This window comes from Catenuloplanes sp. NPDC051500, from assembly GCF_044454585.1.
In the GTDB taxonomy this organism is placed as follows: Bacteria; Actinomycetota; Actinomycetes; order Mycobacteriales; family Micromonosporaceae; genus Catenuloplanes.
In genome coordinates this window covers 114,287-137,287 of the sequence record NZ_JBITDX010000003.1, presented here as the reverse complement: position 1 = coordinate 137,287, position 23,001 = coordinate 114,287, and the positions used below count along the sequence as shown (strand labels likewise).

The following is a 23,001-nucleotide window of genomic DNA, read 5'->3' as shown; positions in this document are numbered from 1 at the left end:
CCGCCTACGGCACGATCACGATCCAGATCTTCCCGCTTCCGCGGTGGTCCGGCCCGCACGCTCCCGCGGGCACCGGTCGTCGCCCAGGGGCTCCTCCCTGCCGGATCCGCGCGGGGCGGGGAAAACCTAACCCCGGTGCGCGGCGGCCAGCACCTCGTCCGCGACCGCAACGGCCGCGTCGGGGCGGCCGTGGACGCGGGCCGCCTCGGAGATCTGCTGCCGGTAGCCCGGGTCGTCGAGCAGCGCGATCAGCTCGTCGCGGAGGCGGGCGGGAGTGGCGTCCTCCGCGGCAAGCATGCGGGCCGCCCCCTGGTCGGCGAGATGCCGGGCGGTGCGGCGTTGCTCGTCGCCCTGGGTGGGTATCAGGGGGATGTAGACACAGGCCTTGCCGAGCGCGTTCAGCTCCGCGACCGTGCCGGCACCGCTGCGGGCCACCACGACGTCGGCAGCGGCGAGCACGTCCGGCAGCTCGTCGTGGATGTACGGAAAGACGGTGTAGCGGTGCTGCAGGTGCGGAGGCAGGGCCGCGTGCGTCTCGCGCATCATCTCGTACGAGTAGTCACCGCACTGGTGCAGCACCTGAGCGCGGGTGAGCAGGTCCGGCAGCACCTCGGCGACCATCTTGTTCACCTGGAGCGCGCCCTGGGCGCCGCCTGTCACGTAGACGAGCGGAAGCCGGGGGTCCAGGCCGTAGCCGGCGATCGCCCGGTCGCGCTGGCCCATGAACACCTCGGGCCGGATCGGGTTGCCGGTGACTACGGCCTTGGACCGCGCCTTCTCCGGCAGGTGGTCGATCGACGACTCGTGGCTGAGCAGGATGCGGGTGGCGAACCGGGACAGGATCCGGTTGGCGAGGCCGACCGCGAGCGTCTGCTCATGCATGACAAGCGGGCGGCGCAGCAGCCAGGCGGCGACCCCGACCGGAACGCACACGTAGCCGCCGGTGGAGATCACCACGTCCGGCTTCGCCTTCGCGACAGTGGCGATGGCCTGGACCACACCCCACGGGATGCGGAACGCGTCGGCCACGTTGCGCAGTTGGTCCTTGACGTTGATGTGGCGCCGCAACTTGCCGGTGGTGATCGCCTTGAACGGCACGTTGTTCTGTACCGAGATCTTCGCCTCGAGACCGTGCGAGACTCCGACCCAGAGAATCTCCGGCTCGGCCCCGGCCCGGGACAGTCGCTCGCGAATGGTCCTGATCGTGGTCAACGCGGGGTACGTGTGACCGCCCGTCCCCCCGCCGGTGACGATGATCTTGATCTCGCCCACCCGGGCGGCACTGCTGTAGATGGTCATACGTCCTTCGCAAGCGGTGTCGCGCCAGAAGCCACCCGAGTCTAGCGAGAGGGCCCCACCGGTCAATGCGCCGACCACATATCCGCAGGTCAGCACGCTGTGTGGGACCTGAAATCACACACAGTGAGCGAGTGACGAAGGCCACTTGGCATGAGCACGACATGAGCTTCCGATTGAACAGCGACAGAGGGCATGGTGCTCGGCTGAGGCACGCTGGCCTCGGAGGATCCGAGGGGTTGTGACTGGAGAGGGCATGACTCAGAGGGCTGTGACTCAGAGAGCTGTGACTCGGAGGGCTGTGGCTCAGAAGGCTGTCACTCCAGAGGGAATGGCGACAGGGGCGATGGCGACATCTGCTGAGGCGATCGTCGATCTCGACGCGATCGCGCACAACACCCGCGTGCTCACCCGCGCCATGGGCAACGCCGCGCTGATGGCAGTGGTCAAGGCGGACGGGTTCGGGCACGGCGCGGTCGCGACGGCCCGCGCCGCCGTCGGGGCCGGCGCGCGCTGGATCGGCGTCACGTCCGCGTTCGAGGCGCTGGAGCAGCGCGCCGCCGGCCTGGACGTGCCGATCCTGGCGTGGATGTGCGGCCCGCAGGACGACCTCACCGCGCTCGCTGAGGCGCGGATCACGCTGTCCGTGGCGACGCTCTCCCACCTCGACGCGATCGCGGGCGAGGCGGAGCGCCGCGGCGTCGCGCTTGACGTGCACATCAAGGCGGACACCGGGCTCAGCCGCGGCGGCGCCGTGCGGAACACCTGGCCGGAGCTGTTCGGGTGGGCCCGCAAGTACGAGTCGGCCGGGCAGATCCGGGTCACCGGGCTCTGGTCGCACCTGGCCATCGCGGAGGAGCCGGACCATCCGAGCCTGGCCGCCCAGCGGTCCGCGTTCACGGAGGCGGTCGAGCTGGCCCGCGCGGCCGGTCTGACCCCGGTCATGCTGCACCTGGCGAACTCGGCCGGCATCCTCCAGCTGCCGGACACCCGCCTGGACCTCGGGCGGGCCGGGATCGCGCTGTACGGCGTACCCCCGGCGCCCGGTTCTGATTTCGGTCTTCGGCCGGCGATGACCGTGCGGGCCGGGGTGGTGCAGGCGGGGGACGGTCGCGCGGTGCTGCCGCTCGGTTTCGGATACGGTGTGCCGCGCCGGCTCGGCGGCGTTGCCGAGGTCCTCATCCACGGCGTGCGGCGGCCGATCGTGGGCGCGGTGGCGATGGACCACCTGATCGTCGACACCGGCGAGCTGCCGGTCACGGAGGGGGACGAGGCGGTGCTCTTCGGCCCCGGTGACCGCGGCGAGCCCACGGTCGTCGAGCAGGCCGGGCTCGCCGGTACGAACCCCCATGAACTTCTCACCGGCATCGGTGCGCGGCTACCCCGCCGGCATCGTCAACACACGGAGGCCTGAACTGTGACCGAGCGTGGGAAGACCCGCATCGCCGTGCTCTTCGGCGGGCGCAGTGGAGAGCACGACGTGTCCTGCAAGTCGGCGGCGAGCGTGCTCGCGCACCTCGACCGCGAGCGTTACCAGGTCCTGCCGGTCCGCATCACCATCGACGGCGTCTGGATCGTCGGGCAGGACGAGCCGGACGCGACCGACATCGACGTGGACGCGCTGATCCGGATGACGCAGCCGCGGGACGGCTCGATCCGGCCGCTGCCGATCGGCAGCATCTCCGAGGCGCTCGCCGCGCTGAGCGACGTCGACATCGTCTTCCCGGCGCTGCACGGGCCGTACGGCGAGGACGGCACCGTCCAGGCGCTGCTGGAGCTGTCCGGGCTGCCCTACATCGGCAACGGCGTGCTGGCCAGCGCGGTGTCGATGGACAAGGAGTTCACCAAGAAGATCCTGGTCGCCGAGGGCATCGAGGTCGCGCCCGGCGTGGTGCTGCGCCGCCCGGACGAGACCGTCGGCGAGGCCGACCGCGAGCGCCTCGGCCTGCCGGTTTTCGTGAAGCCGTCCCGCGCCGGCTCAAGCGTCGGCGTGTCACGCGTCGACGACTGGGCCAATCTGGACGCCGCCGTCGAGCTGGCCCGCCGCAGCGACCCGAAGGTGCTTGTCGAGGCCGCGGTGCCGGGTCGCGAGGTGGACCTGGGCGTGCTCGAGTTCCCGGACGGGCGGGTCGAGGTCGGGCCGTCGCTTGAGATCCGGGTGCCGGACGGCTTCGGCTTCTTCGACTACGAGGCGAAGTACACGAATGTCGGCACGGTCTTCGAGATCCCGGCGGACCTGCCTGCCGACGTCACCGCGTTGCTGGAGGCCACCGCGATCAAGGCGTTCCGCGCGCTTGACTGCACCGGGCTGCTGCGTGTCGACTTCTTCCTCCGCGAGACGCCGGACGGCATCGTCCCGGTGATCAACGAGGTGAACACGTTCCCCGGCTTCACCTCGATGTCGCAGTACCCGCAGATGTGGCAGAAGGCGGACGTGAGCTACTCCGCGCTGCTTGACGTCCTGGTCGAGACGGCGCTGCTCCGCCAGCTGCCGACCCCGCCCGCACTGCTGGCCGAATAGATGACGACGTATCCGGCACATATACCCGACGACGAGCCGACCCGCCCGAACCCGGTAGCCGGGTCGGGCTACCGGCATCCGTTCCCGCAGGATCCGGCGTACCAGCAGGACCAGCCGCTGTACCCGCAGGGCGGGTACCAGCACCCGAACATCTACCGCCAGGCGGAGCCGGTGCAGCCGGTGCCGCAGGAGGTCGTCGCGCCGCCGGAGATGCCCGCCGAGACGACGCCGGGTGACAAGCCCGCGCCGAAGGTCCGGTCCCAGTGGGCCGACACCGCCAAGGGCGTCTGCATTCTGCTTGTCGTGCTCTGGCACGTGCTCGTGCGGCACTACCTGCAGATCGACTGGCGAATACCCGTGCCGATCCCGGGCCTCTGGGGCACTCTCGGCGAGATATTCCTCCCGATGCGCATGCCGGTCTTCTTCACGATCTCCGGCATGTTCGCCGCCAACGCGGCGCTGCGCCCCTGGTCCGTGGTGCGGCGCTCACGCATCGCCAAGTTCTTCTACCTCTACGCGGTCTGGCTGCTGATCCACACCACGATCCTGGCCGCGGTGCCGGAGTCGTTCGGCACGACGCACGCGACAAACGCGCTGCAGGTGCTGGAGCAGCTGACGATCACGCCGACCAACCTCTGGTACCTCTTCGCACTCGCGGTCTACTTCATCATCGCGAAGCTCTCGCTGAAGATCCCGGCGCCCGCGCTGATCGCTGTCGCATTCGCGATCAACACGTTCGCGTCGATGACCGACAACTGGCCCGGCAACCGCGGGCAGCTCTTCCAGAACCTGCTCTTCTTCCTGATCGGCCTGCGCTACAAGCAGCAGCTGACCAAGCTGGCCGAGAACCGCGACCGGCGTCTGCTGATCGGCGCCACCGCCGCGTTCCTCGTGGTGGTGCTGGCTATCCAGGCGCTCCACGCGGAAAAGTGGTTCGCGGTGTGGCCGATCGCCAGCCTGATCGCGGTCGTCGCCGGTTTCCTGCTGGCCGTCCGGCTTGCGGACGTGCCCCGGATCGGCAGCGGACTGGCCTGGCTGGGCCAGAACACCCTGCCGATCTACGTCATCCACATGCCGCTGCTCGGCCTGTGGCACCTGGCCGCGCTGAACGGCTCGTCGAACCTCGGCACGGCCGGGCAGCTGCTGCTCGCGCTCGTCGAGCCGGTGCTGCTGACCGCGTTCACCGTGTGGATGTGCCTCACGCTCTACCGCGGCTTCCAGCTGACCGGCGGTGGGTGGCTCTTTGACCTGCCCGGCCCGAGGAAGGCCGCCGCGCCGAAGCCCGCAGCGGTCCCGAAGCAGCGGAAGCCCGATCCGGTGCCCACCTGGCAGACGGAGCCGGAGCGGCCCATCTGGCAGGCGGAGGAGCCGGCCGCTCCCTCGTGGGACGAGGCGCCGACCCAGCAGCTGCGGACCCAGGGCTGGAGCGACGGCCGACACGGCCGATGATCGACGTTCGGAACCCGGTCGGCGTCGCAGGTCACGCCGATCGGGTTCCCGACATGACCGCGTCGATCGGTCGTCGATCACGATTCGTGATAATCGTTTCATGGTTCACGAAGGCGGGCGCTCGGTCGCGCGACTCGCGGAGCGCCTGCGGGCCGCCCGGCAGCAGTCGTTCGTCGGCCGCCGTCGTGAGCTGATCCACTTCCGGGACGCGCTCGCCGGCGTCCCGGGGTCCTATGCGGTGCTCTACCTGCACGGTGCGGCAGGTGTCGGCAAGTCCACGCTGCTGCGCCGCTTCGCGGACGAGGCACGCGACGCCGGCCGCACCGTGGTGGAGATCGACGGCGGCGGTGCGGACCCGGCCGCTTTCGAGGTGGAGGTCTCCGCCGGCGCCGTGCTACTGGTCGACTCGTTCGAGCGCTGCCAGGGCCTCGAAGGCTGGATGCGTGAGACGTTCCTGCCGAAGCTGCCGGCCGGCGCGGTCGCGGTGCTCGCCGGTCAGGAGCCGCCCGACCCGCTCTGGGCGTCCGATGTGTCCTGGTCGGAGCTGCTGCGCGTCACCACGCTCGGCGACCTGGACCCGGACGAGGCGGCCGAGCTGCTCCGGCTGCGCGGCGTACCTGACGCGCTGCGCGACTCGGTGCTCACCTTCGCCGGCGGCCACCCGCTCGCGCTCAGCCTGGCCGCCTCCTCCGCGGCCCGGGACGCCGCGGCCACCCGCTGGACCCCGTCCCGGGACGTACTGACCACGCTCATCGACCAGCTGATCGGCGAGGTGCCGTCCGCAGCGCACCGGCACGCGCTTGAGGTCAGCGCGCACGCGGAGAGCACCACCGAGGAGCTGCTGCGGGCGATGGTCGGGGACCGGGCGGCCACCGTGTTCGATTGGCTGCGCCGGCTGCCGTTCATCGAGTCGGACCGGCACGGGCTCTACCCGCACGCCGTGGTCCGCGGCGCGCTCGAGGCCGACCTGCGCTGGCGCGACCCGCAGGGCTACGAGCGCATGCATCACACGGTCGCCACCTATCTGCTGGAACGGGCGCGGACCTCGTCCGGCGAGGCCGTCCGGCCCGCGATGCGCGCGCTGTGGCACCTGCTGCGCGCCGACGACGTGCTCGCGCCGTACCAGATCGGGCAGGTGCGCGAGGAGGGCGAGGTCCAGGCCACGCCGCTTCAACCCCAGGATCACGCGGGGGTACGGGATCTGGGCGCGGACTCGGAGATCATCCGCTTCTGGCTGGAGCGGCGGCCGGAGGCGTTCACGGCGTACCGGCGCACCTCCGACGGCGCGCTGCTCGCATTCGCCGTCCACCTGCGCCTCACCGAGCCGGACCCGGTGGAGCTGGCCGCCGACCCGGCAGTGGCGCTCGCCTGGGCCGCAGCCGAGGCCGCGCCGCCCCGCCCCGGCGAACACGTGCTGATCACCCGCTACCTGCACCCGCCGATCGACCGCCGCCCGGTGGACACCGGCATCCTCATGCAGATGCAGGTCCTGGAGGCGTGGCTCCGGTCCGCGCGCCTGGCCTGGTCGTTCGTGGTGGTCCCGGAGCCGGACCGGCTGCTCCCGCTGATGGCGTTCACCGACCACCACCCGGTCGCGGGCGGCGGCCGGACGATGATCGGAGGGCGTCCGCACGGCGTGTTCGGGCACGACTGGCGGGCGCTGCCGGTCGACGCGTGGATCACCGCGTTGAACGCGCGCCTGCTCTTCGGCCCGGACGCGCTGCCCGGCCGGCCCGCGTTCACTGTGCTGTCCCGGGCCGACTTCGACGCGGCGGTCCGTGACGCGCTGAAGAACTGGCACCTGCCGGACGCACTTGAGAACAACCCGCTGCTCGGCACCCATCTGATCGGCGACCGGGGCGGCAGCCCGGTGCAGACGCTGCGGGACCTGATCGTGGAGGCGGTCGACTCGCTGCGCGACGACGCCCGCGAAGGAAAGCTGCACCGCGCGCTGGCCACCACGTACTTCCACCGGGCCCCGACCCAGGAGGCGGCGGCCGAGAAACTGGGCGTGCCGTTCAGCACGTACCGGCGACACCTGACCCGTGGCGTCGAACGGGTGGCCGAGCGGCTCTGGCAGCTGGAAGTCTGAGGGCGTGACAAACGACGGATCATGGCTGACGGACCGGACGATCGCGGCCGAGCGGGACACGGGCACCACGTTCGACCTCTCCGACTGCGTGCGTGAGCCGATCCACCGGCTCGGCGGCGTCCAGTCCTACGGTGCGCTCGTCGCGTTCCGGGACAGCACCATCGCGGTCACCAGCGAGAACGCGGTCGCGCTGCTCGGGCCCGCCGCGACTCTCGGCGCTCCGGCCGGCGGGCTGCTCAACGACGCGCAGCTGGCCGCGCTCCACGCGCTGGCCGACGCGGACGCGGGCCAGACCGCGATGATGCCGGTGCAGCTGGACGGTGTGTGGCTCGACGTCACCGTGCACCGCGCCGACGGCCTGCTGGTGCTTGAGTTCGAACCGCCCGCGCCGGCCGCGTTCACCGCGTTCTACCCGCTGATCCGGGCCGCGCTGGTCCGGCTCCAGCAGGCGACGACCGTGGCGGACGCCGCTCGGGCCGCGGTCCGGGAGATCCGGGCGATCACCGGCTTCGACCGGGTGGTCGCCTACCGGTTCGAGTCGGTGGACGGGCCGGGCGAGGTGATCGCGGAGGAGCTGGCCGAGGGGCAGGAGCCGTGGCTGGGGCTGTGGTTCCCAGCGACGGACATCCCGCCACAGGCCCGCCGGCTCTACGAGAAGAACTGGATCCGCATGATCGCGGACGTGGACGACGCGACCGCGCGGCTCGTCCCCGAGGTGATTCCGGAGACCGGGGAGCCGCTGGACCTGTCGTTGTCCGTGCTGCGCACCGTCTCCCCGTTCCACCTGGAGTACCTGCGGAACATCGGCGTCACCTCGTCGATGTCGGTATCGCTGCTGTCCGGCGGCCGGCTGTGGGGACTGATCGCCTGCCACGGGCGCGCACCGCACACGCTCGGCCCGCAACTGCGCGCGGCCTGCGAGTTCTTCGGCGTGGCACTGTCGCTGCACCTGGCCGCGCTGCGCGAACGGGACGAGGCCGCGGCCCGGGAACAGTCCCGGGGCCTGATCGCCCGGCTGATCGAGCCGATCCCGGACAACCTGATCCTCACCTGGACCGACCCGGCCGGCCTGGAGAAGGTCGTCGAGGCGGACACGGTCGTGGTGCACCTGAACGGCCAGTCCGTCCTGCACGGCGACGACCCGGGCCCGGAGGTGCTTGACGCGCTCTGGGCCGCACTGCCGCCGATCCCGGCCGGCGAGTCGTGGCACAGCGACCGGCTCGGCGAGGAACTGCCGGCGATGGCCGCGTTCTCCGGCACCGTCGACGGGGTGCTTGTGCTGTCACTTACCGACACCGGCGACCGGGTGGTCTGGCTGCGCCGGGAGCGCACCGTGCCGCGCCGCTGGGCCGCCGACCCGGACCAGCCGGTGGTGCTCGGACCGCACGGGCAGCGTCTGACGCCGCGTGGCTCCACCGCGGTCTTCCTAGCCACGGTACGCGGCCGGAGCGCGCCTTGGACCACGACGGACCTGGCGATGGCGGTCGAGCTGGGCCGGGCGATCGTGCAGGTCGCGCTCGCGCACAGCCGCCGCCTCTCCACCCTCAACACGGAGCTGAGCCGCAGCAACGTCGACCTGGACTCGTTCGCCCACGCGGCCGCGCACGACCTCAAGGAACCGCTGCGCGGGATCGCGAACCAGGTCACCTTCCTGGTCGAGGACAACAGCGGCCGGATGGACGAGGCGACCACCCGCCGGCTCGCCTCCATCCAGCGGCTCGCCACCCGGATGGACGAGCTGCTCAACGCGATCCTCTACTACTCCCGGCTGGGCCGTACCGACCTCAGCCGCGAGGAGATCGACCTGGACGTGGCAGTGGCGAAGACGCTCGAGGTGGCCGGGCCGCGCCTGGAGGACGCGGCCGTGCAGGTCACCGTCACACCCGGCGCCACCGTCCGGGCCGACCCGGTGCTCTTCGACGAGATGCTTGTCAACCTGCTCGTGAACGCCGCGAAGTACGCGCGCGCCGAGGGCGCCCGCACGGTCGAGGTCGGCACCACGACTGTCGGCGGCGAGCCCGCGGTTTTCGTCCGGGACAACGGCATCGGCATGCCCGCACACCTGCGCGAGCAGGCCTTCGAGCTGTTCCGCCGCCTGCACCCCCGGGTCGCCGGGGCCGACGGTTCGGGCGCCGGTCTGGCCATCGTGCGCCGGATCGCGGAACGGCACGGCGGCCGCGTCTGGGCCGAGGACTCACCCGGCGGCGGCACCACGATCTGGGCCGTCCTTCCGTGACCGCCAGTAGTCGAGCGTCTGCCGGAGCACGGTCTGGAACAACGCGAAGTTGATCGGCTTGTAGATGTAGCTGTCCGCGCCCGCGGCGTAGCAGGCGTCCGCCTCGGCCGGGTCCTCCGACGAGGTGAACACCACGACCGTGAGATCGGCCAGGTCCGGGTGGGCGCGCAGGCGGCGCAGCACGTCCAGGCCGCTCTCGCCCGGCATGTTGAGGTCCAGCAGCACCATGCCGGGCCGGGTGGCGCCGTCCGCGGTCAGCCGGGGCAGCACGTCCGCACCGGACCTGACGAACTCCAGGCGGGTGCCGGGGTGCGACCGGCCGATCGCCCGGTCGATCGCCTCCACGTCCTCGTCGGAGTCCTCCACCACCATGATCAGTTCCTCGTGCACCGCTGCTCCGCTCTGCTCACTGCTGGTCACCGCTGTTCACTGGTGGTCACCGCTGTTCGGCTCGGACGGCCAGGACTGCGATGTCGTCGGCGCCTGTCGTACCGAAATCCTTTGCGGCCTGGCTCAACTCGCGGACCAGCACGTCGACCGGCACGTCCCGGAGTCGGCGCGCGGTCTCGTGCAGCGCCACGTCCTCGAACATCCGGCCCTGGCGGTCCCGGCTCTCGGTCAGGCCGTCGGTGAACATGAGCAGCGTGTCGCCCGGCGCCAGCACCAGCCGAGACCGGCCCAGGCGCGCGTCGTCGATGATGCCCAGCGCCATGCCACCGCCGCGCCCGCTCTCCGTCCGGCCGTCCGCGCGCACCACAAGCGGCGCCGGATGCCCCGCGGACGTCCACTGCACGCCCAGCCCCGCCTTCGTCTCGCGCAGCAGTGCCACGCCCGCGGTCACGAACCGCCACGACTCGTCCCGGCGCAGGCCCGAGTTGAGCCGTCCGAGCGCACGGGCCGGCGACACGCCCTCCTGCAGCAGTGTGCCGAGCGTGTGCCGGGACATGCCGGTCAGCGCCGCCGCCGCGGCCCCACGCCCGCAGACATCGCCGATCAGCGCCGCGACCACGCCGTTCGCGCGCCGCACCAGGTCGTAGAAGTCGCCGCCGACGTCCAGCGCCCGGTCCCCGACCGCATACGCCGCCGCCACGCCCATCCCCGGCACCGCTGGCAGCCGCCCCGGCAGCAGATGCTCCTGAAGCGTCACCACCTCGCGGCGGCGGCGCTCGTACATCTCGCTGTTGTCCACCGCAAGCGCCGCCCGCTGCGCCAGATCCCGCAGGAACGACGGGTGCGGCAGCCGGCTCTCGTGCCGGTCGAAGAAGAACAGCAGCACGCCGAGCACCCGGTCCCGCGCGCGAAGCACCTGGGCGTGCAGCAGACGCGCCCCGAACGTCTCCGCGCCGGCCGCGTCGACCCGTTCCACCTGGCCCGCCACCGCCCGCTCGGCAAGCGCCCGCAGGCCTGTCCCGGCCGCCCCGTCCGCAAGCAGCGCCGCCATCCGCCGCATGTCCACGTGCACCGCGCTGCGCAACTCCAGGTCGCCGCCGTCGCACGAATAGACCAGACACCCCTCAGCGATCGCGGGTACGGTCATCCGCGCCACCCGGTGCATCGTCTGGCCCGGATCCAGCACCGCGTCCATCTGCAGCGACGCCTCCGCCAACAGCGCGTCCCGGATCTGCTGGTCCGCGTCGGCCCGCCGCCGCTTCAGCCGCGAAATCGCCTCCCGCGTGACATCGATCACCTGCCACAGGCAGACGGTCAGCCGCTCCACACTCGCGCTGTCTTCGACGAGGAGCAGAAACGTCCCCGCCGCCTCGCCCGGCACCTCGAACCCCGCGGCGATGACCCGGTGGCCACCCCGCCTCGCAAGCTGGTGGTCCTCATCGAGGTCGACCACCACCGCATCCCCGTCATGCCACACCGCGAGCCGCCGCGCCGCCGCGCGATCCGGCTCACTCTCCAGCGGCACCCCGGTCCACCGGTACTCCGCCACCGCCCCGTCACTCACCCGGTGCCGCAGCCCCCACACCGCCACGACCCCCGGAAGCTCCTGCAACGGCGGCAACACCAGCTCGGCAAGCTCTTCACGATCGGTGATGGCTCCCGTAGCCCGCCACAGGTGATGCAACGCCTCGGCCCAGCTCCGCTGCCCGTCTACCACGCCCACCACCTCCGACCATCACAGCCGCCACCCGACAAGCAACGTGACCCTCAGAGCCCGCGCTCAAACCCGTACCCCGGCGCCTGAAGGCCTTCAATGATCTTGAACGCTCGTAGGTTTACGCGAGCGAAGCAACACGCCACCGCGAGAATCCCACGCGACACACCCACCAGACCGTGGGGTTCCCGGGGATCGGCCCGGAGCGGGAACGCGGAATGCCCCCGGTCCGCGCCTTCAGCGGACAGGGGGCAACCAGATAGGTAGGCCGCCGGGGACTCGAACCCCGAACCTATGGATTAAAAGTGGATTGCTTGCCTGTGCAGGGATATGAATAGCCCTGCACAGGCCCCACGCGTCAGGCTGGTTCATGACCCTTCAGACAGGTTCAGTGCAACAGTCCGTGCAACATTACGCTCGGGGGTGACGGATGTTGATCACCTCTGCGTTGTTGCCCGGACCAAGGTCGCCCAGCGCGGATGCGTAGCCCTGCCATCGCGCGTCGTTGAGCCGAGCGAGCAGATCGCGGCGGAGCGCGGCCATGTCCTCGACGTGCCGCTGCTCCGCCTCGCGCTCAGCGGCCCGGAGCCGTCCGATCTCCGCGATGATCGCTTTGCTGGAGTCGGGGCCAGCCACCGGCTGAGTAACGACTGACAGCCACAGGACGGCCGACACGACAATCAGGGCGCCGATCCAGTCGACCAGCGCGGTGTAGACAGAATAGGGCAGGGCGTCCGGTTCGGTCGAGCCGATCGTGATCAGGACGGCGGACCCGATACCGGCGGCGCTGAGGCTCAGTGCGGCACCCTTGGCCCTGCTGTCGATGGACATGCGATTCCTCCGTTGCGCTCGTCTTACGACTGCCCGCCCGGCGCCCCCGTGCCGGTGGAACGGCGTTCGCCGAAAGGATCTTCGGCTTCCGCAGGTCTCAGAGAATGGCCCTACGCAGCGCGACGCGCAAGGAACATCCTGTGAATATGACTGAATGGCGCTGACTGACCACCCGCTCAGCAGCGGTTGCGCGTCGAACGTGTGTGCTAAATCACCTGTACGGTCAGCCCTGTACGTACAGGTGTGGATCTATCGGCAGCTCAGCGGCGTACGCACACCCGGACGCGGTCCGCTCCATATCGACGGGTGGCGCCATCGGCCGTCGTGATTTCAACGACCTGCTCCAGTTCGTCGAGTCCTAACTCGCCCTCTTCAATAAGTGTTGGGGCTCGCGAGATCACCTCGTCGCCTGGACCGATCTCGACCAGCTCGCGATCCGGTGGCACGCGCACCAGGGTGCCGTATCCGTCTCGGGTGACGACCAGGCGCCGCTCGCGAAGAAGGCGTAGGGCGGCGCGAACGGTGGTCCGGCCGAGGCCATGCAGGCGGCATAGCTCCGACTCGGAGGGCAAGGCGTACCCGGGCGGAGGGAGTCCGCCCTCGATCTGGGCGGCGAGGAGCGCGGCCAACTGCCGGTGCAGTGGCACCTCAGAACCGCGCTCGATCACCGACCGACCGTAGGAGCGGCCTGCGCGCGGACAGCCTGTGGACCTAGGTGTGGATCTTGTTGGCGGAGTGGAGGCCGCACGGGTTGCTCAACGGCTGAACGGGACTTGTTTGCGAGACGTCGCCGCCATTGCCGCCTGCAAGCCGGTCAACTGCCGGCGGCGTCGCTGCCGCCGCTCTCAGGAGGCGGCAACTCCTGCCGGATGCGGGCGGCAACTGCCGACTCGCGGACCATCCGGTAGCGGCCGCGGGTGCGGTGGACATCGCCGAAGACGCCATCGTCGATCATGCGGCGGATCGTGTGCTCACCGCCCGGTAGCCCTGCGGCGGTCCAGGCGGCGGCCACCTCTTTGATCTTCAGCCACCGGTCTTGCTCCACCGCGGTCCCCTGCCTGTCGACTCTGCCAACTCTCACGAGCGGCCTCATCGTCCCAGATCGCAGCGTCGTCGCGTACCCCAGAGTCGTCACGCCTCACAGTCTCGCAATCCTTGCAACCTTTGCAACTCTTGCAAGTCTGTGCGATTCTCTCTGGCATGGACATCGAGACCACCCTCGACGCGCTCGCGGCCGCTTGGCGGTTCGCTGGAGCGCATGAGGACGCCGTGACGATCGCGGTCGGCGCGGGCCTGGTGCTCGTCGCGTTGATCGCTATGAAGCGCGCGGACAAGCGGACTGGCCGGCCGGACCGGGTGCTGCGCAGGTGGCTGAAGATCGCGATCCTGATCTGGAGCGCGGAGGGCATGTGGGAGGTCGCGACTCAGGACCTCAACTTCGGCCGGGCACTCGCGCTGATCGTTTTCGCAGCCGGCGACGTCTGGATCATCTGCGAGATGATCGCGGCCGAGCGCGCACCGCAGGGCTCGGTTGAGCAGCGCAAACACGTGGTATGGGTATGGCGGATCGCCGCGGTGCTCGGCACGATCGTCTCCTTCAGCGCGGACTCGCTGGTGGAGATCCCGCTGCGGTTCGTGCTGCCGCTCGGCGCCGTACTGATCTGGAAGCTGGGGCTGCCGAACGCCGGCGACGGCGACGCGGCGCGCGACGAGAACGCGCTGACCTGGATGGTCATCCCCTGGCTGCGTCAGCAGGTCATCGCCATCGGGCTGGCCAAGCCGGGCAAGGTCGATCGCGAGGCCGTCGACCGCGACCAGATGGTCGCCCGGATCACCCGGGTGCGCTTCGCTCTGTGGAAGGCGCAGGCGGACGGCCGGGGGCGACGGGTCGTGCGACTCACCGCGCGCCTGCACCGGCTGTCCCTCGCGGCCGATGACGAAATGCTGGCCGCCGCCGGTGAGCGCGTGCAGCGTGCTCTGGTCGCCGAGGCCCGCACCCGGCCGCTGACCGCCGAGCAGGTCGACCAGCTCGCCGCGACGGAGCGCGCGGCGGCAGAAGCCGTTGCCGCCGCCGAGCGTGCGGCGGCAGACGCGGCTGCCGCCGCTGAGGAGGCGGAGCGGCAGCGGCAGGAAGCGATCGCCGACGCGGACCGGCAGCGGCAGCGCGCGGAGGAAGCGGCAGCAGCAGTCCGCGCGGTCGGCAGCGACCGGCAGCAGGCAGACGCCGCAGCGGCAGACGCGCTCGCCGCCATCCAGCGGCAAGCGGCAGCGGAGCTTGCCGATCTGCGGCGGCGGCTGGAGCGACAGACCGCGGAGTCCGAGCGGCAGCAGCAGACGGCAGCGGCGGGTGCCGGCGCCCTGCAGCGGCAGATCGCCGACCTCCGGCAGCGCGCCGAGGACGAGCGCGCCGAGCGGCAGCGCACGGCGGCAGACGCCGCGCAACGTGCCGAGCGGCAGGCCGAGCAGTGGCGGGCCGAGATCGCGGCGGCCCGTGGCGACACCGCGGCGGCGCGCGCCCACGCGGACCAGCTGGCCGCTGAGCTGGCGGAGGCGCGGGCTCGTCAGCCGCGCCCGGCCGGGAGTAGCGCGGAGACCGCGGCTCAGGTCGCGGCGTACCGCGAGGAGCACCCGACCGCCACGCAGGCCGAGGTCGCGGCCGCGATCGGGATGTCCGTGCGCACGGTGCGCACCTACTGGACGCAGCAGCTCACGACGACAGGAGCCCACCGATGAGCCCGCAGCAGCAGGCCGAGGCCCAGATCGCGGCCGCCGACGGGAAGGCCACCGCCCTGGCCGGGATCGCCGGCACGATGCTCACCCTCGCCTCGGTCGGGCTCTCCATCGGCACCCTGCCCGGCCCAGTCCGCGCGGGCGGCTGGACCGCGGCCGCAGTGTGGCTGACCGCCGTCGGCGTGCTCCTGCTGGCGCTGCGCCCGAACCTCAACGGCGACCACGGGTTCGTGCGCTGGGCGCGCATGACCCACGTTGAGATACGCGCTGACCTGCGCGCTCCCGACCCGATCGGCGATACCGAGTCCCGGACCGTGGCATGGCTCTCGCAGGCCTCCGTCCGCAAGCACCGGCGCGTCCGGCTCGCGGTCGACCTGCTGCTCACCTCGCCGGCCGCCGCGATCCTCGTCGCCCTCACGACCTGGCTGCTCTGACGGCCGCCGTGGTGCCTGGGCTGGCCCCGGGTGCACGCGGTGGCCGCCGGATCGCCGGCCGTACCAACCCAGGAGGAGTACCGACATGCACGAGCACACCGGGCGGCTGATCCGCCGGCTTACCCGCGCCGCCGAGGAACTCGACCAGGGCGCCGTGTGGGCGGACACCGAGGACCGTATGCGTGCCCGGCGTCTGCGCGCGGCTGCGTACAGCGCGACGTCTGCGGCCGAGCGACTCGGGCGGGACTTCTCGGTCGAGCTGTCGTTCGAGGCCTACGAGCGCTACGACCTGCTCGCGGTTGCCGCCGAGTGCGGCGGCTGGATCGGCAACGGCCACCCGGACCACCGCACTGAGACGCCCATGCGCGAGCTGCTGCGCCAGCTGGAGGACGAGCGGCTGGTCGCCTACGACGCCGACCGCCGCTGCTGGGACCTCGCGCGCCACAACCACTGACCGCCTGCCCGCGCAGCACTTCCCCGGCCGTGCGGGCGCACATACGACTCCAGGAGCCATCTGATGCAGATCCGAGACGACGGCATCGTCTACCCCGACCTGATCGACATCACGCAACCCGCGGGCGGCGTGCCGGCGCCGGCACGCACCCGGCGCCCGTTCGCCGACTGGGCGCTGCTCGCGCTGTGGGTGCTCGCCGGCCTTGCCGCGTGGGCGGTCGGCGCCCTCACCATCGCGCTGCTCGACGTCACCAGCGCAGTCATCACCGCCGCGGTGTTCGTCATCGCCGCGGCGATCGTGCGGCGCGGACGGTCGCCGCGACCTGGGGAGCAGAACATGACCAGCTACGGCGTGCCCGGCGAAACTGTGCACAGGGTGCGGCTGTTCGACGGCCGGTACGAGCTGCTGCGCAGCCGCCGGTACGAGGTCGCCGTCGACCTGAAGTCACCGTACGCGCCAGACCAGCTCCGCCACACCCTGCACAAGCTCGTCGGAGAGGCGCTCGCCGCCGGCGAGACGGTCGCACAGCCGCGCCTCGAGGTGTACGACGCCAACGGCACCAAGGTCCTGGATGTCGCGCCGTGATGAGCCTGATCAGCTTGCTGCCCGCCCGCCCCGACGACCCAACCGGATCGATCGTCGAGATGGAAACGGTGCTGACCCCGACCGGCATCGTCGCCGTGATCGTCATCGCGTTCGTCTTCGACTACATGAGCGTCGGCCCGAACTCGTTCCGCGACCGCTTCGCGTTCCTGTGCGCGCTGGTCGCACTCCACGACGGGTTCGACGGCTCACCGCTCGACCAGTGGACCATCACCGCGCTGTCCGGGGTGATCGAGCAGCTGCTCGAAGCGGCTGACGGCACTCGGCTGGTCGGCACCTCCGTCAACATGGTCGTGAGCATCCTGGTCGGCGTGCTGTGGATCTACGCGATCGGCTGCATGCTCCCGGAGAAGACGCCCAGGATGGGTCGATTCGTCGCGATGACACTGCCGACTACCCCGCAGTTCAAGCTCAACGCCAAGGTCTGGGCCATCGCGCTCGCCCTGGGCATGTTCACCGACCTGCCCTACGGGTTCGTCGGCGAGACCGCCCGCGGCCTCTACAGCATCATCGCTGGCCTAGTGTCCCCGCTCCCCGGTTTCCTGTTCGGAGTCATCTGATGCTGATCAAGTTCGTTCGCGAGAACACGCTGCTCGTGCTGCTGTCCGTAACACTGACGATCACGGTCGCCAGCCTGGTCAGCCCGCTCTTGCCGCCCGGGCCGGTCGCCGACCTCGTCGCGTTCATCGGCACCCCGTACACGCCGCTCACCCGGGGTGAGCCGTGAGGAGCCGGCTGACGTGGTACGCCCTCGGGGCCGCGGCGCTGCTCGTCGTCGGCGCCACGCTCGCAGGACCGGGGTCGACCAGCGCGGGGCCGACGGCAACAACGGGAGGCGAGCCGCAGCGCGGGTGGGGCGGCCCCATCGCGATCGTGATCGCGGCCGTCCTGGCGTGGGCCATGCACCGCGGCGTCCAGTGGTGGCGGGAGAACGGCACGCTGCCGATCCCCTCCCCCAAGAGGGCCATCGCGGGCAGTGTCAGAAAGAAACCACAGGTCAAAGCGGTGTCAGTGTCAGGTGTCAAAGCCGGTGGCACCACCGGGCGACGCCGCGGTCGCTTCGTCGAACTCGGCGACGGCGCCTATCGCCGGGTCGACGATGAAGATCCACTAGACCGCCAGGACGACGAGATCAACCTCGCACTCGACGACAACGGCGAGCAGGGAGCCCGGCAGCATCCGGCAGGCCCGCCCGAATCCCTGGACCAGTACGTCGACCGGCTCGACCGCGACGGCGTGGCACGCAAGGACATCCGGGCCGATGCGATGGAGCGTTTCAGAACGTCGCAGAGTTCGGTGGACCGCGCGCTGAAGCGGGTTCGAGATCGCCGCACCGCGTAACGCCTCTGAACTCCGCTCCGAAGGGCCGCGCCCGATGGGTGCGGCCCTTCGGCTGCTTCATTCGGCCGATCGGTCAGCGTCGAGGCACTTCAGGAACGGCGGGCGACGGCTGCGCGTTATACCCTGCGAGATGGTGGCCCGCCGGAGTAGCGGCCGTGCCGGGCCACCCCCAGACCGCTACCTGGGGGGATCGACATGGGGTCATCGCACCCTTCATTCGGCGCGGTGCTGCGCCAGCTGATCAAGGATCGTGGTCTCAGCTACCGCGAGGCTGCCGCGCACGCACACTTCAGCGCTGGCTACATCAGCGACCTGATCGGCGGAAAGAAGCCACCCAATCTATATGCCGCCGAAAAGCTCGACGAAGCGTTCGGTGGTGGTGGGCGGCTGGTCGCGTTCGTGGCGCCGACATCGACCGGCGTTGAGGGCGAGGTCCTGGACGACGAGTTGGACGCACTGGACCTGCTGCGCCGGGTCGAGGCGAGCGACGTCGGGCCGGAAACGCTCGGCCAGCTGGAGCGCGCCGTTGACGAGATGTGCATGCGCTACGCCACCGATCCGCCTGAGCAGCTGTTGCCGCGCGTACGTCGGCATCTCGCGTATGTCGGCCGGCTCATCGACTCCCGCGCGACCATCAGCCAGAAAAAGCGCCTGTTGGTGGCTGGCTCCTGGCTGTCGCTGCTCGCCGCGACCCTGCACATCGACCTGCAACAGCGGCATGCGGCGCAGGCTCGTCTCGGTGTAGCTCGGACGATGGCCGAGCACGTCGGCCACGACGAGATCCGGGCTTGGTGCCTGGAGACCGAGGCGTGGGAAGTGCTGACAGCCGGAAATTTCGTGGCGGCCGCAGATCTCTCTCGGCAGGCTCAGTCCTTGGCGCCGCCGGGCAGTTCCGCGCTGATCCAGGCGACCGCGCAGGAGGGCAGGGCCCACGCGCGAATGGGGCAGGGGACCGAGACCCGCGATGTGCTCGGCCGCGTTGAGCAGCTGGTGGCCGGCATGGCGCGCCCCGATCGGCCTGAGCATCACTACCAGTACGACCCGGCGAAGGCCGAGAGCTACTCCGCCACCACGCTGGCCTGGATCGGTGACGCCGCAGCGGTGGGCGTGGCTGAGACGGTGATCGAGTCGCTGCGCGCGGAGGGCGTCCGGCCGCGGCGCATGGCGTCGGCGCAGCTCGACCTCAGCCTCGCGCTCCTCGCTGCCGAGAAGGAAGACGAGGCGGCGACGCACGCCACAACTGCGATCCTCTCTGGTCGGATCGTGGCCAGCAACTGGTGGCGTGCCACGGAGATCTTGCAGGCAGTCGATCCGAAACTGCCCGAGGCGGCGATCCTGCGCGAGGCCTACCAGGAGCACCTGCCAGTGCGTCACCCCGACGGCGCCTAGCAGTGTTCACCACCCGTTCGCTGCGTGGTGAATGTGGAGTGAACGCCTAACCCCTGCTGCACAAACGCAACCCGCCGTAGCGTTCTAATCACGGCGCGGCGGCGCCCCCGGCAGGGACTTCTCACCAGGTCGCCCAGATCAAGTTCCCGCACCAGCCGCCGCGCCTCCCATGAACCGGGTGCGGTGGCAGCTGCGCGTGCCGCGATGCTGCCGTGCCCCCAAGCGTGGAGGAGGCGAATCGTGGCTGACCGATGGCCGGTGTACGCGCAGATCGCACCGCCCCACGACCCCATCCGGCCGAGCTGGCTGTGTGCGCGTGACGGCCGATCGTGGCCGTGCGATGTGGCCCGCGTGCAGCTGGCGGCCGAGCTGCACCCGGCCGACCTCAGCACCGCACTCAGCGAGCAGTTGACGCGCGCAGCTCGCGACATGCCGGACACGACTCCGGCCGAGCTCCACGAGCGGTTCGTCGGCTGGGTTCCGGTTCCCGTCCTCACCGAACGCTGAGCCCTTACCGCAGCACCTTGTCGTCCCCGGTTTGCCGACCGGGGGTTCTCCCCCAACCCGCAGGAGGCACACGATGCTCGCCACGCTCGACCGGCCCGCACTGACCGACCCGATCGGTCCGAAGACGGTGCTCGCACTCTCGCGCGACCCGAAGACCCAGCAGCGGCCGCAGCACCCCGCCACGGTGATCTCGCTCGGGTTCGCCGGCCTGGTGCCGATGGCGCCCGGCGCGACGGTGGACCTGACCGGCGTCGTTTACGACGAGGACCGGCAGATCAACCTCTTCGAGGGCGTGCCGGCGGTGCTGCTGCCGACGATGGCCACCAGCACCCAGCGGAACACGACCGAGGACCACCAGACCTGGACCGACGACGACACCGACAAGTAATGCTCCGCTGGCGGGAGTCTTCCGGGCTCCCGCCGGCCCCTCCCCGAAAGGAGCTGGCTCGTGGTCGTCATGGTGCTCAGTCACCGGACCGACACCACCGCGGACATGGTCGTCGACGTCCTCAACCGGCGCGGCGCGCCCGTCTTCCGCTGCGACACCGCAGAATTCCCGACCCGTCTGCAACTGGCTGCCCGCCCGGCCGGCCGGTCCTGGCGTGGCACGCTGGCGAGTTCTCGGCGTGAGGTGGCGCTGGAGGAGATTTCCGCCGTCTACTACCGGCGCCCGACTCACTTCGAGCTGGACCACATGATGTCCGACGCCGAGCGGGCGTGGGCGGCGGACGAGGCCCGGCACGGGTTCGGCGGGGTGATCAGCGCCCTGGCGTGCCGGTGGGTCAACCACCCCGCCGACAACACCGCGGCCGCGATGAAGCCGGTGCAGCTCGCCGCGGCCGGTGCGGTCGGGCTGGCCGTGCCCGACACGCTCGTCACCAACGACCCGGACGCCGCGGCGGCGTTCCTCGAGGAGCACCCGGACGGCGTGGTGAACAAGGCGCTGTCCGGATCGCCGGGCATCACCGGGCACGCGCTGTTCACCCGGGCCGTCACGCTGGCCGACATCACGGCCACTTCCGTCTCGGCGACCGCGCACCTGCTGCAGGCGAGGGTTAAGCGGGACTACGAGGTCCGCCTCACCATCGCCAACGGGCGTCTGTTCGCGGCCCGGGCCGACGCGATACCCGGGTGCGAGATGCCGCTGGACGGGCGCGCGGAGCCGGACGCGGTCACGTACACGCCCATCGACGTGCCCTGCTCGATCGAGGACCGGGTGCACCGGCTCATGGACAGGCTGCGGCTGCGCTTCGGCGCGGCGGATTTCATCGTTACCCCAGACGGCGAGTGGCTGTTCCTGGAGATCAACCCGAACGGCCAGTGGGGCTGGATCCAGCACGCCACCGGCCAGCCGATCGCCGAAGCCATCGCCGACGACCTCACCGAAAAGGACCTGTGACCATGCACGATGAAGAACGCCTGCCCCAGATGGCAGTACGGCTACGCGGGGACCTGGTCGACAAGCTCACCGTCGACGGTGCCCTCCAGAGCCCGCAGTGGGTCGCAGCCTTCGCGGCCGTGCCACGGCACGTGTTCGCCCGCCGTTTCTGGTGGCGGCCGCAGCCCGGCCCCGAGCGGGAGTTCATCGACGGCACCGACCCGCAGCAGGCCACGCGCTGGCTGGCCGCGGTCTACTCCGACGACTCCCTTGCTACCCAGCTCGACGAGGCCGGCACCGCCACCAGTTCCTCCAGCCAGCCGTCCCTGATGGCGACGATGCTGGAGGCCCTCGCCGTCGAGGACGGCGCTGACGGCTCCGGCGTCGCCGCCGACCGCGTGCTGGAGATCGGCACCGGCACCGGCTACAACGCCGCCCTGCTGTGCCACCGGCTCGGCAACGACCGGGTCACCTCGATCGAGATCGACCCAGACGTTGCCCGCGAGGCCGCCACCGCGCTCGCCGCGGCCGACATGCACCCGACCCTCATCGTCGGCGACGGGTTGAAGGGCCACCCGGCCCGCGCGCCGTACGACCGGATCATGGCCACCTGCTCGGTCTCTCGCGTGCCGGCCGCCTGGGCGCAGCAGATCGAGCCCGGCGGGATCGTCATGGCCAACATCGGAATGGGCGTCGCCGTCCTGCGGGCGGATGAGCACCAGGTGCTCCGCGGTCAACTCCTGCCGGGCTTCGCAGGGTTTATGGAGGCCCGCACTGCCGACGCTGGCGCGCCCTTCACCGCCGACCAGGCCATCGAGCTGTGCGGCAGCACCGACGGCTCCCCGATGCCCGCAACTGTCGACGAGGACCTGGCCGACGACGAGTTCCTCAGCTTCCTGCAGATCACTCTGCCCGGCCTGACTCGCTTCATCGCCGCGCACGACGAGCAGGGATGGACCCGGTACGGCTGGGCCGACCGCGCTACCCGCTCCTGGGCACTCGCCGAACAGCCGGCCAGCGGCCCGGCCACCGCGCGGCAGGACGGCTCGCGCCGCCTCTGGGACGAGATCAGCACCGTCCGCGACCGCTGGATCGCCGCCGACCGCCCGCAGCACGACCAGATCGGCCTCACCATCGACAGCAGCGGACGCCATGAGATGTGGATCGACGAACCGACCTCCGCGCACCGGTGGACGCTCGTCTGACCTCCTACTCCTCATCCCGGGTCCGCCATCCGGATGAGTTGAGAGCGGCCCCGATCTCCCTCCGGCCAGGGAGATCGGGGCCGCGGCATTTGCGATCATGAACTTAATCGACTATGTTTGCCTCGATCTGACCGGAGGCGAGATTGTTCAACAATGCCGATATGCGACACGCTTGGCCAGAAACCGGCCGAAAGGCGTGAAACGCGATAATGTGGAATTGCAAGGTTTGCTAGTTTTGGCCGCCTTGTACCTTTGGCGTGTCGAGGCCAAGGAAGTGTTCCGGCTGATAAAAAGAGGGCGTCGACGAGTTGCACCTCGTCGACGCCCCGGTGAAACCACTTCACCATCGCCGACACCCTTGGAGATGTGTATGCGATTCGTTATGAAAGCGGCCCGACCTAGTTTAGCGGGAGTGAAGGGCCGAAGCGCCG

23 protein-coding genes are annotated in these 23,001 nt (G+C 70.7%); 17 read left to right on the top strand and 6 right to left on the bottom strand.

What is annotated here, in order from left to right:
- Positions 1-126: 126 nt before the first annotated feature.
- Positions 127-1,299, bottom strand: a complete 1,173-nt coding sequence (locus ACIA8K_RS07225) for a UDP-N-acetylglucosamine--N-acetylmuramyl-(pentapeptide) pyrophosphoryl-undecaprenol N-acetylglucosamine transferase (protein ID WP_396055944.1) — start codon at positions 1,297-1,299, stop codon at positions 127-129.
- A 343-nt stretch (positions 1,300-1,642) separates the two neighbouring features.
- Here ACIA8K_RS07225 and alr point away from each other — a divergent pair, with 343 nt between their 5' ends.
- The 5 genes from alr (at position 1,643) to ACIA8K_RS07200 (ending at position 9,594) form a co-directional block, all read left to right on the top strand.
- Positions 1,643-2,710, top strand: coding sequence for an alanine racemase (alr, locus tag ACIA8K_RS07220; protein ID WP_396055942.1), 1,068 nt, complete (start codon positions 1,643-1,645; stop codon positions 2,708-2,710).
- 3 nt (positions 2,711-2,713) lie between these two features.
- Positions 2,714-3,817, top strand: coding sequence for a D-alanine--D-alanine ligase family protein (locus ACIA8K_RS07215; protein ID WP_396055941.1), 1,104 nt, complete (start codon positions 2,714-2,716; stop codon positions 3,815-3,817).
- On the top strand, positions 3,818-5,266 hold the full coding sequence (locus ACIA8K_RS07210) for an acyltransferase family protein (RefSeq protein ID WP_396055939.1): 1,449 nt from the start codon (positions 3,818-3,820) through the stop codon (positions 5,264-5,266).
- 100 nt (positions 5,267-5,366) lie between these two features.
- A complete protein-coding gene (locus ACIA8K_RS07205; RefSeq protein ID WP_396055937.1) occupies positions 5,367-7,358 on the top strand; it encodes an AAA family ATPase in 1,992 nt (663 codons plus the stop codon).
- A gap of 4 nt (positions 7,359-7,362) precedes the next feature.
- Positions 7,363-9,594: an ATP-binding protein gene (locus tag ACIA8K_RS07200; protein ID WP_396055935.1), complete on the top strand. Its 2,232-nt coding sequence runs from the start codon at positions 7,363-7,365 to the stop codon at positions 9,592-9,594.
- On the opposite strand, the gene ACIA8K_RS07195 is transcribed toward ACIA8K_RS07200, so the two are convergent.
- The 5 genes from ACIA8K_RS07195 to ACIA8K_RS07175 form a co-directional block, all read right to left on the bottom strand.
- Positions 9,553-10,014: a response regulator gene (locus ACIA8K_RS07195; RefSeq protein ID WP_396055934.1), complete on the bottom strand. Its 462-nt coding sequence runs from the start codon at positions 10,012-10,014 to the stop codon at positions 9,553-9,555. The two genes, ACIA8K_RS07200 and ACIA8K_RS07195, sit on opposite strands and share 42 nt — an antisense overlap.
- A gap of 16 nt (positions 10,015-10,030) precedes the next feature.
- Positions 10,031-11,701, bottom strand: coding sequence for a PP2C family protein-serine/threonine phosphatase (locus ACIA8K_RS07190; protein WP_396055933.1), 1,671 nt, complete (start codon positions 11,699-11,701; stop codon positions 10,031-10,033).
- A 408-nt stretch (positions 11,702-12,109) separates the two neighbouring features.
- Positions 12,110-12,529, bottom strand: a complete 420-nt coding sequence (locus tag ACIA8K_RS07185; protein WP_396055931.1) for a hypothetical protein — start codon at positions 12,527-12,529, stop codon at positions 12,110-12,112.
- A gap of 260 nt (positions 12,530-12,789) precedes the next feature.
- Positions 12,790-13,197 carry a GntR family transcriptional regulator gene (locus ACIA8K_RS07180; RefSeq protein WP_396055929.1) on the bottom strand — a complete coding sequence of 136 codons (408 nt, stop codon included), beginning with the start codon at positions 13,195-13,197 and terminating at the stop codon, positions 12,790-12,792.
- Positions 13,198-13,343: 146 nt separating this feature from the next.
- Positions 13,344-13,610, bottom strand: a complete 267-nt coding sequence (locus tag ACIA8K_RS07175; RefSeq protein ID WP_396055927.1) for a hypothetical protein — start codon at positions 13,608-13,610, stop codon at positions 13,344-13,346.
- 119 nt (positions 13,611-13,729) lie between these two features.
- Between ACIA8K_RS07175 and ACIA8K_RS07170 the strand changes: the two genes are divergently transcribed.
- The 12 genes from ACIA8K_RS07170 (at position 13,730) to ACIA8K_RS07115 (ending at position 22,570) form a co-directional block, all read left to right on the top strand.
- A complete protein-coding gene (locus ACIA8K_RS07170) occupies positions 13,730-15,262 on the top strand; it encodes a hypothetical protein (protein WP_396055925.1) in 1,533 nt (510 codons plus the stop codon).
- Complete coding sequence (locus ACIA8K_RS07165; RefSeq protein ID WP_396055923.1) at positions 15,259-15,693, top strand: Pycsar system effector family protein; 435 nt, start codon at positions 15,259-15,261, stop codon at positions 15,691-15,693. Before ACIA8K_RS07170 ends, ACIA8K_RS07165 begins: the two co-directional genes overlap by 4 nt.
- Positions 15,694-15,778: 85 nt before the next feature.
- A complete protein-coding gene (locus ACIA8K_RS07160; protein WP_396055921.1) occupies positions 15,779-16,147 on the top strand; it encodes a hypothetical protein in 369 nt (122 codons plus the stop codon).
- Positions 16,148-16,210: 63 nt separating this feature from the next.
- A complete protein-coding gene (locus ACIA8K_RS07155) occupies positions 16,211-16,732 on the top strand; it encodes a hypothetical protein (RefSeq protein WP_396055919.1) in 522 nt (173 codons plus the stop codon).
- Positions 16,732-17,310, top strand: a complete 579-nt coding sequence (locus tag ACIA8K_RS07150; RefSeq protein ID WP_396055917.1) for a hypothetical protein — start codon at positions 16,732-16,734, stop codon at positions 17,308-17,310. The genes ACIA8K_RS07155 and ACIA8K_RS07150 overlap by 1 nt, the downstream gene beginning before the upstream one ends.
- Positions 17,310-17,477 carry a hypothetical protein gene (locus ACIA8K_RS07145; protein WP_396055915.1) on the top strand — a complete coding sequence of 56 codons (168 nt, stop codon included), beginning with the start codon at positions 17,310-17,312 and terminating at the stop codon, positions 17,475-17,477. The genes ACIA8K_RS07150 and ACIA8K_RS07145 overlap by 1 nt, the downstream gene beginning before the upstream one ends.
- Positions 17,474-18,091 (top strand): hypothetical protein, encoded by a 618-nt coding sequence (locus ACIA8K_RS07140; protein WP_396055913.1) that lies wholly within the window; start codon positions 17,474-17,476, stop codon positions 18,089-18,091. The genes ACIA8K_RS07145 and ACIA8K_RS07140 overlap by 4 nt, the downstream gene beginning before the upstream one ends.
- A gap of 195 nt (positions 18,092-18,286) precedes the next feature.
- Positions 18,287-19,480 carry a helix-turn-helix domain-containing protein gene (locus ACIA8K_RS07135; protein ID WP_396055911.1) on the top strand — a complete coding sequence of 398 codons (1,194 nt, stop codon included), beginning with the start codon at positions 18,287-18,289 and terminating at the stop codon, positions 19,478-19,480.
- A 240-nt stretch (positions 19,481-19,720) separates the two neighbouring features.
- Positions 19,721-19,987, top strand: coding sequence for a hypothetical protein (locus tag ACIA8K_RS07130; RefSeq protein WP_396055909.1), 267 nt, complete (start codon positions 19,721-19,723; stop codon positions 19,985-19,987).
- A 73-nt stretch (positions 19,988-20,060) separates the two neighbouring features.
- Positions 20,061-20,375, top strand: a complete 315-nt coding sequence (locus ACIA8K_RS07125; RefSeq protein WP_396055907.1) for a hypothetical protein — start codon at positions 20,061-20,063, stop codon at positions 20,373-20,375.
- Positions 20,376-20,444: 69 nt separating this feature from the next.
- Complete coding sequence (gene tgmB, locus ACIA8K_RS07120) at positions 20,445-21,386, top strand: ATP-grasp ribosomal peptide maturase (RefSeq protein ID WP_396056690.1); 942 nt, start codon at positions 20,445-20,447, stop codon at positions 21,384-21,386.
- Positions 21,387-21,388: 2 nt separating this feature from the next.
- The gene (locus tag ACIA8K_RS07115) at positions 21,389-22,570 is read left to right on the top strand and encodes a methyltransferase domain-containing protein (protein WP_396055905.1); all 1,182 of its coding nucleotides are present in this window, start codon (positions 21,389-21,391) and stop codon (positions 22,568-22,570) included.
- Positions 22,571-23,001 lie beyond the last annotated feature (431 nt).

Excerpts from the sequence above, each read along its gene's own strand:
- alr (WP_396055942.1), top strand. The coding sequence starts at position 1,643 with ATGGCGACATCTGCTGAGGCGATCGTCGATCTCGACGCGATCGCGCAC.
- ACIA8K_RS07225 (WP_396055944.1), bottom strand. The coding sequence starts at position 1,299 with ATGACCATCTACAGCAGTGCCGCCCGGGTGGGCGAGATCAAGATCATC.
- ACIA8K_RS07145 (WP_396055915.1), top strand. The coding sequence starts at position 17,310 with ATGCTGATCAAGTTCGTTCGCGAGAACACGCTGCTCGTGCTGCTGTCC.
- ACIA8K_RS07135 (WP_396055911.1), top strand. The coding sequence starts at position 18,287 with ATGGGGTCATCGCACCCTTCATTCGGCGCGGTGCTGCGCCAGCTGATC.
- ACIA8K_RS07155 (WP_396055919.1), top strand. The coding sequence starts at position 16,211 with ATGCAGATCCGAGACGACGGCATCGTCTACCCCGACCTGATCGACATC.
- ACIA8K_RS07125 (WP_396055907.1), top strand. The coding sequence starts at position 20,061 with ATGCTCGCCACGCTCGACCGGCCCGCACTGACCGACCCGATCGGTCCG.
- ACIA8K_RS07165 (WP_396055923.1), top strand. The coding sequence starts at position 15,259 with ATGAGCCCGCAGCAGCAGGCCGAGGCCCAGATCGCGGCCGCCGACGGG.
- tgmB (WP_396056690.1), top strand. The coding sequence starts at position 20,445 with ATGGTGCTCAGTCACCGGACCGACACCACCGCGGACATGGTCGTCGAC.
- ACIA8K_RS07170 (WP_396055925.1), top strand. The coding sequence starts at position 13,730 with ATGGACATCGAGACCACCCTCGACGCGCTCGCGGCCGCTTGGCGGTTC.
- ACIA8K_RS07115 (WP_396055905.1), top strand. The coding sequence starts at position 21,389 with ATGCACGATGAAGAACGCCTGCCCCAGATGGCAGTACGGCTACGCGGG.
- ACIA8K_RS07185 (WP_396055931.1), bottom strand. The coding sequence starts at position 12,529 with ATGTCCATCGACAGCAGGGCCAAGGGTGCCGCACTGAGCCTCAGCGCC.
- ACIA8K_RS07210 (WP_396055939.1), top strand. The coding sequence starts at position 3,818 with ATGACGACGTATCCGGCACATATACCCGACGACGAGCCGACCCGCCCG.
- ACIA8K_RS07150 (WP_396055917.1), top strand. The coding sequence starts at position 16,732 with ATGAGCCTGATCAGCTTGCTGCCCGCCCGCCCCGACGACCCAACCGGA.
- ACIA8K_RS07205 (WP_396055937.1), top strand. The coding sequence starts at position 5,367 with ATGGTTCACGAAGGCGGGCGCTCGGTCGCGCGACTCGCGGAGCGCCTG.
- ACIA8K_RS07160 (WP_396055921.1), top strand. The coding sequence starts at position 15,779 with ATGCACGAGCACACCGGGCGGCTGATCCGCCGGCTTACCCGCGCCGCC.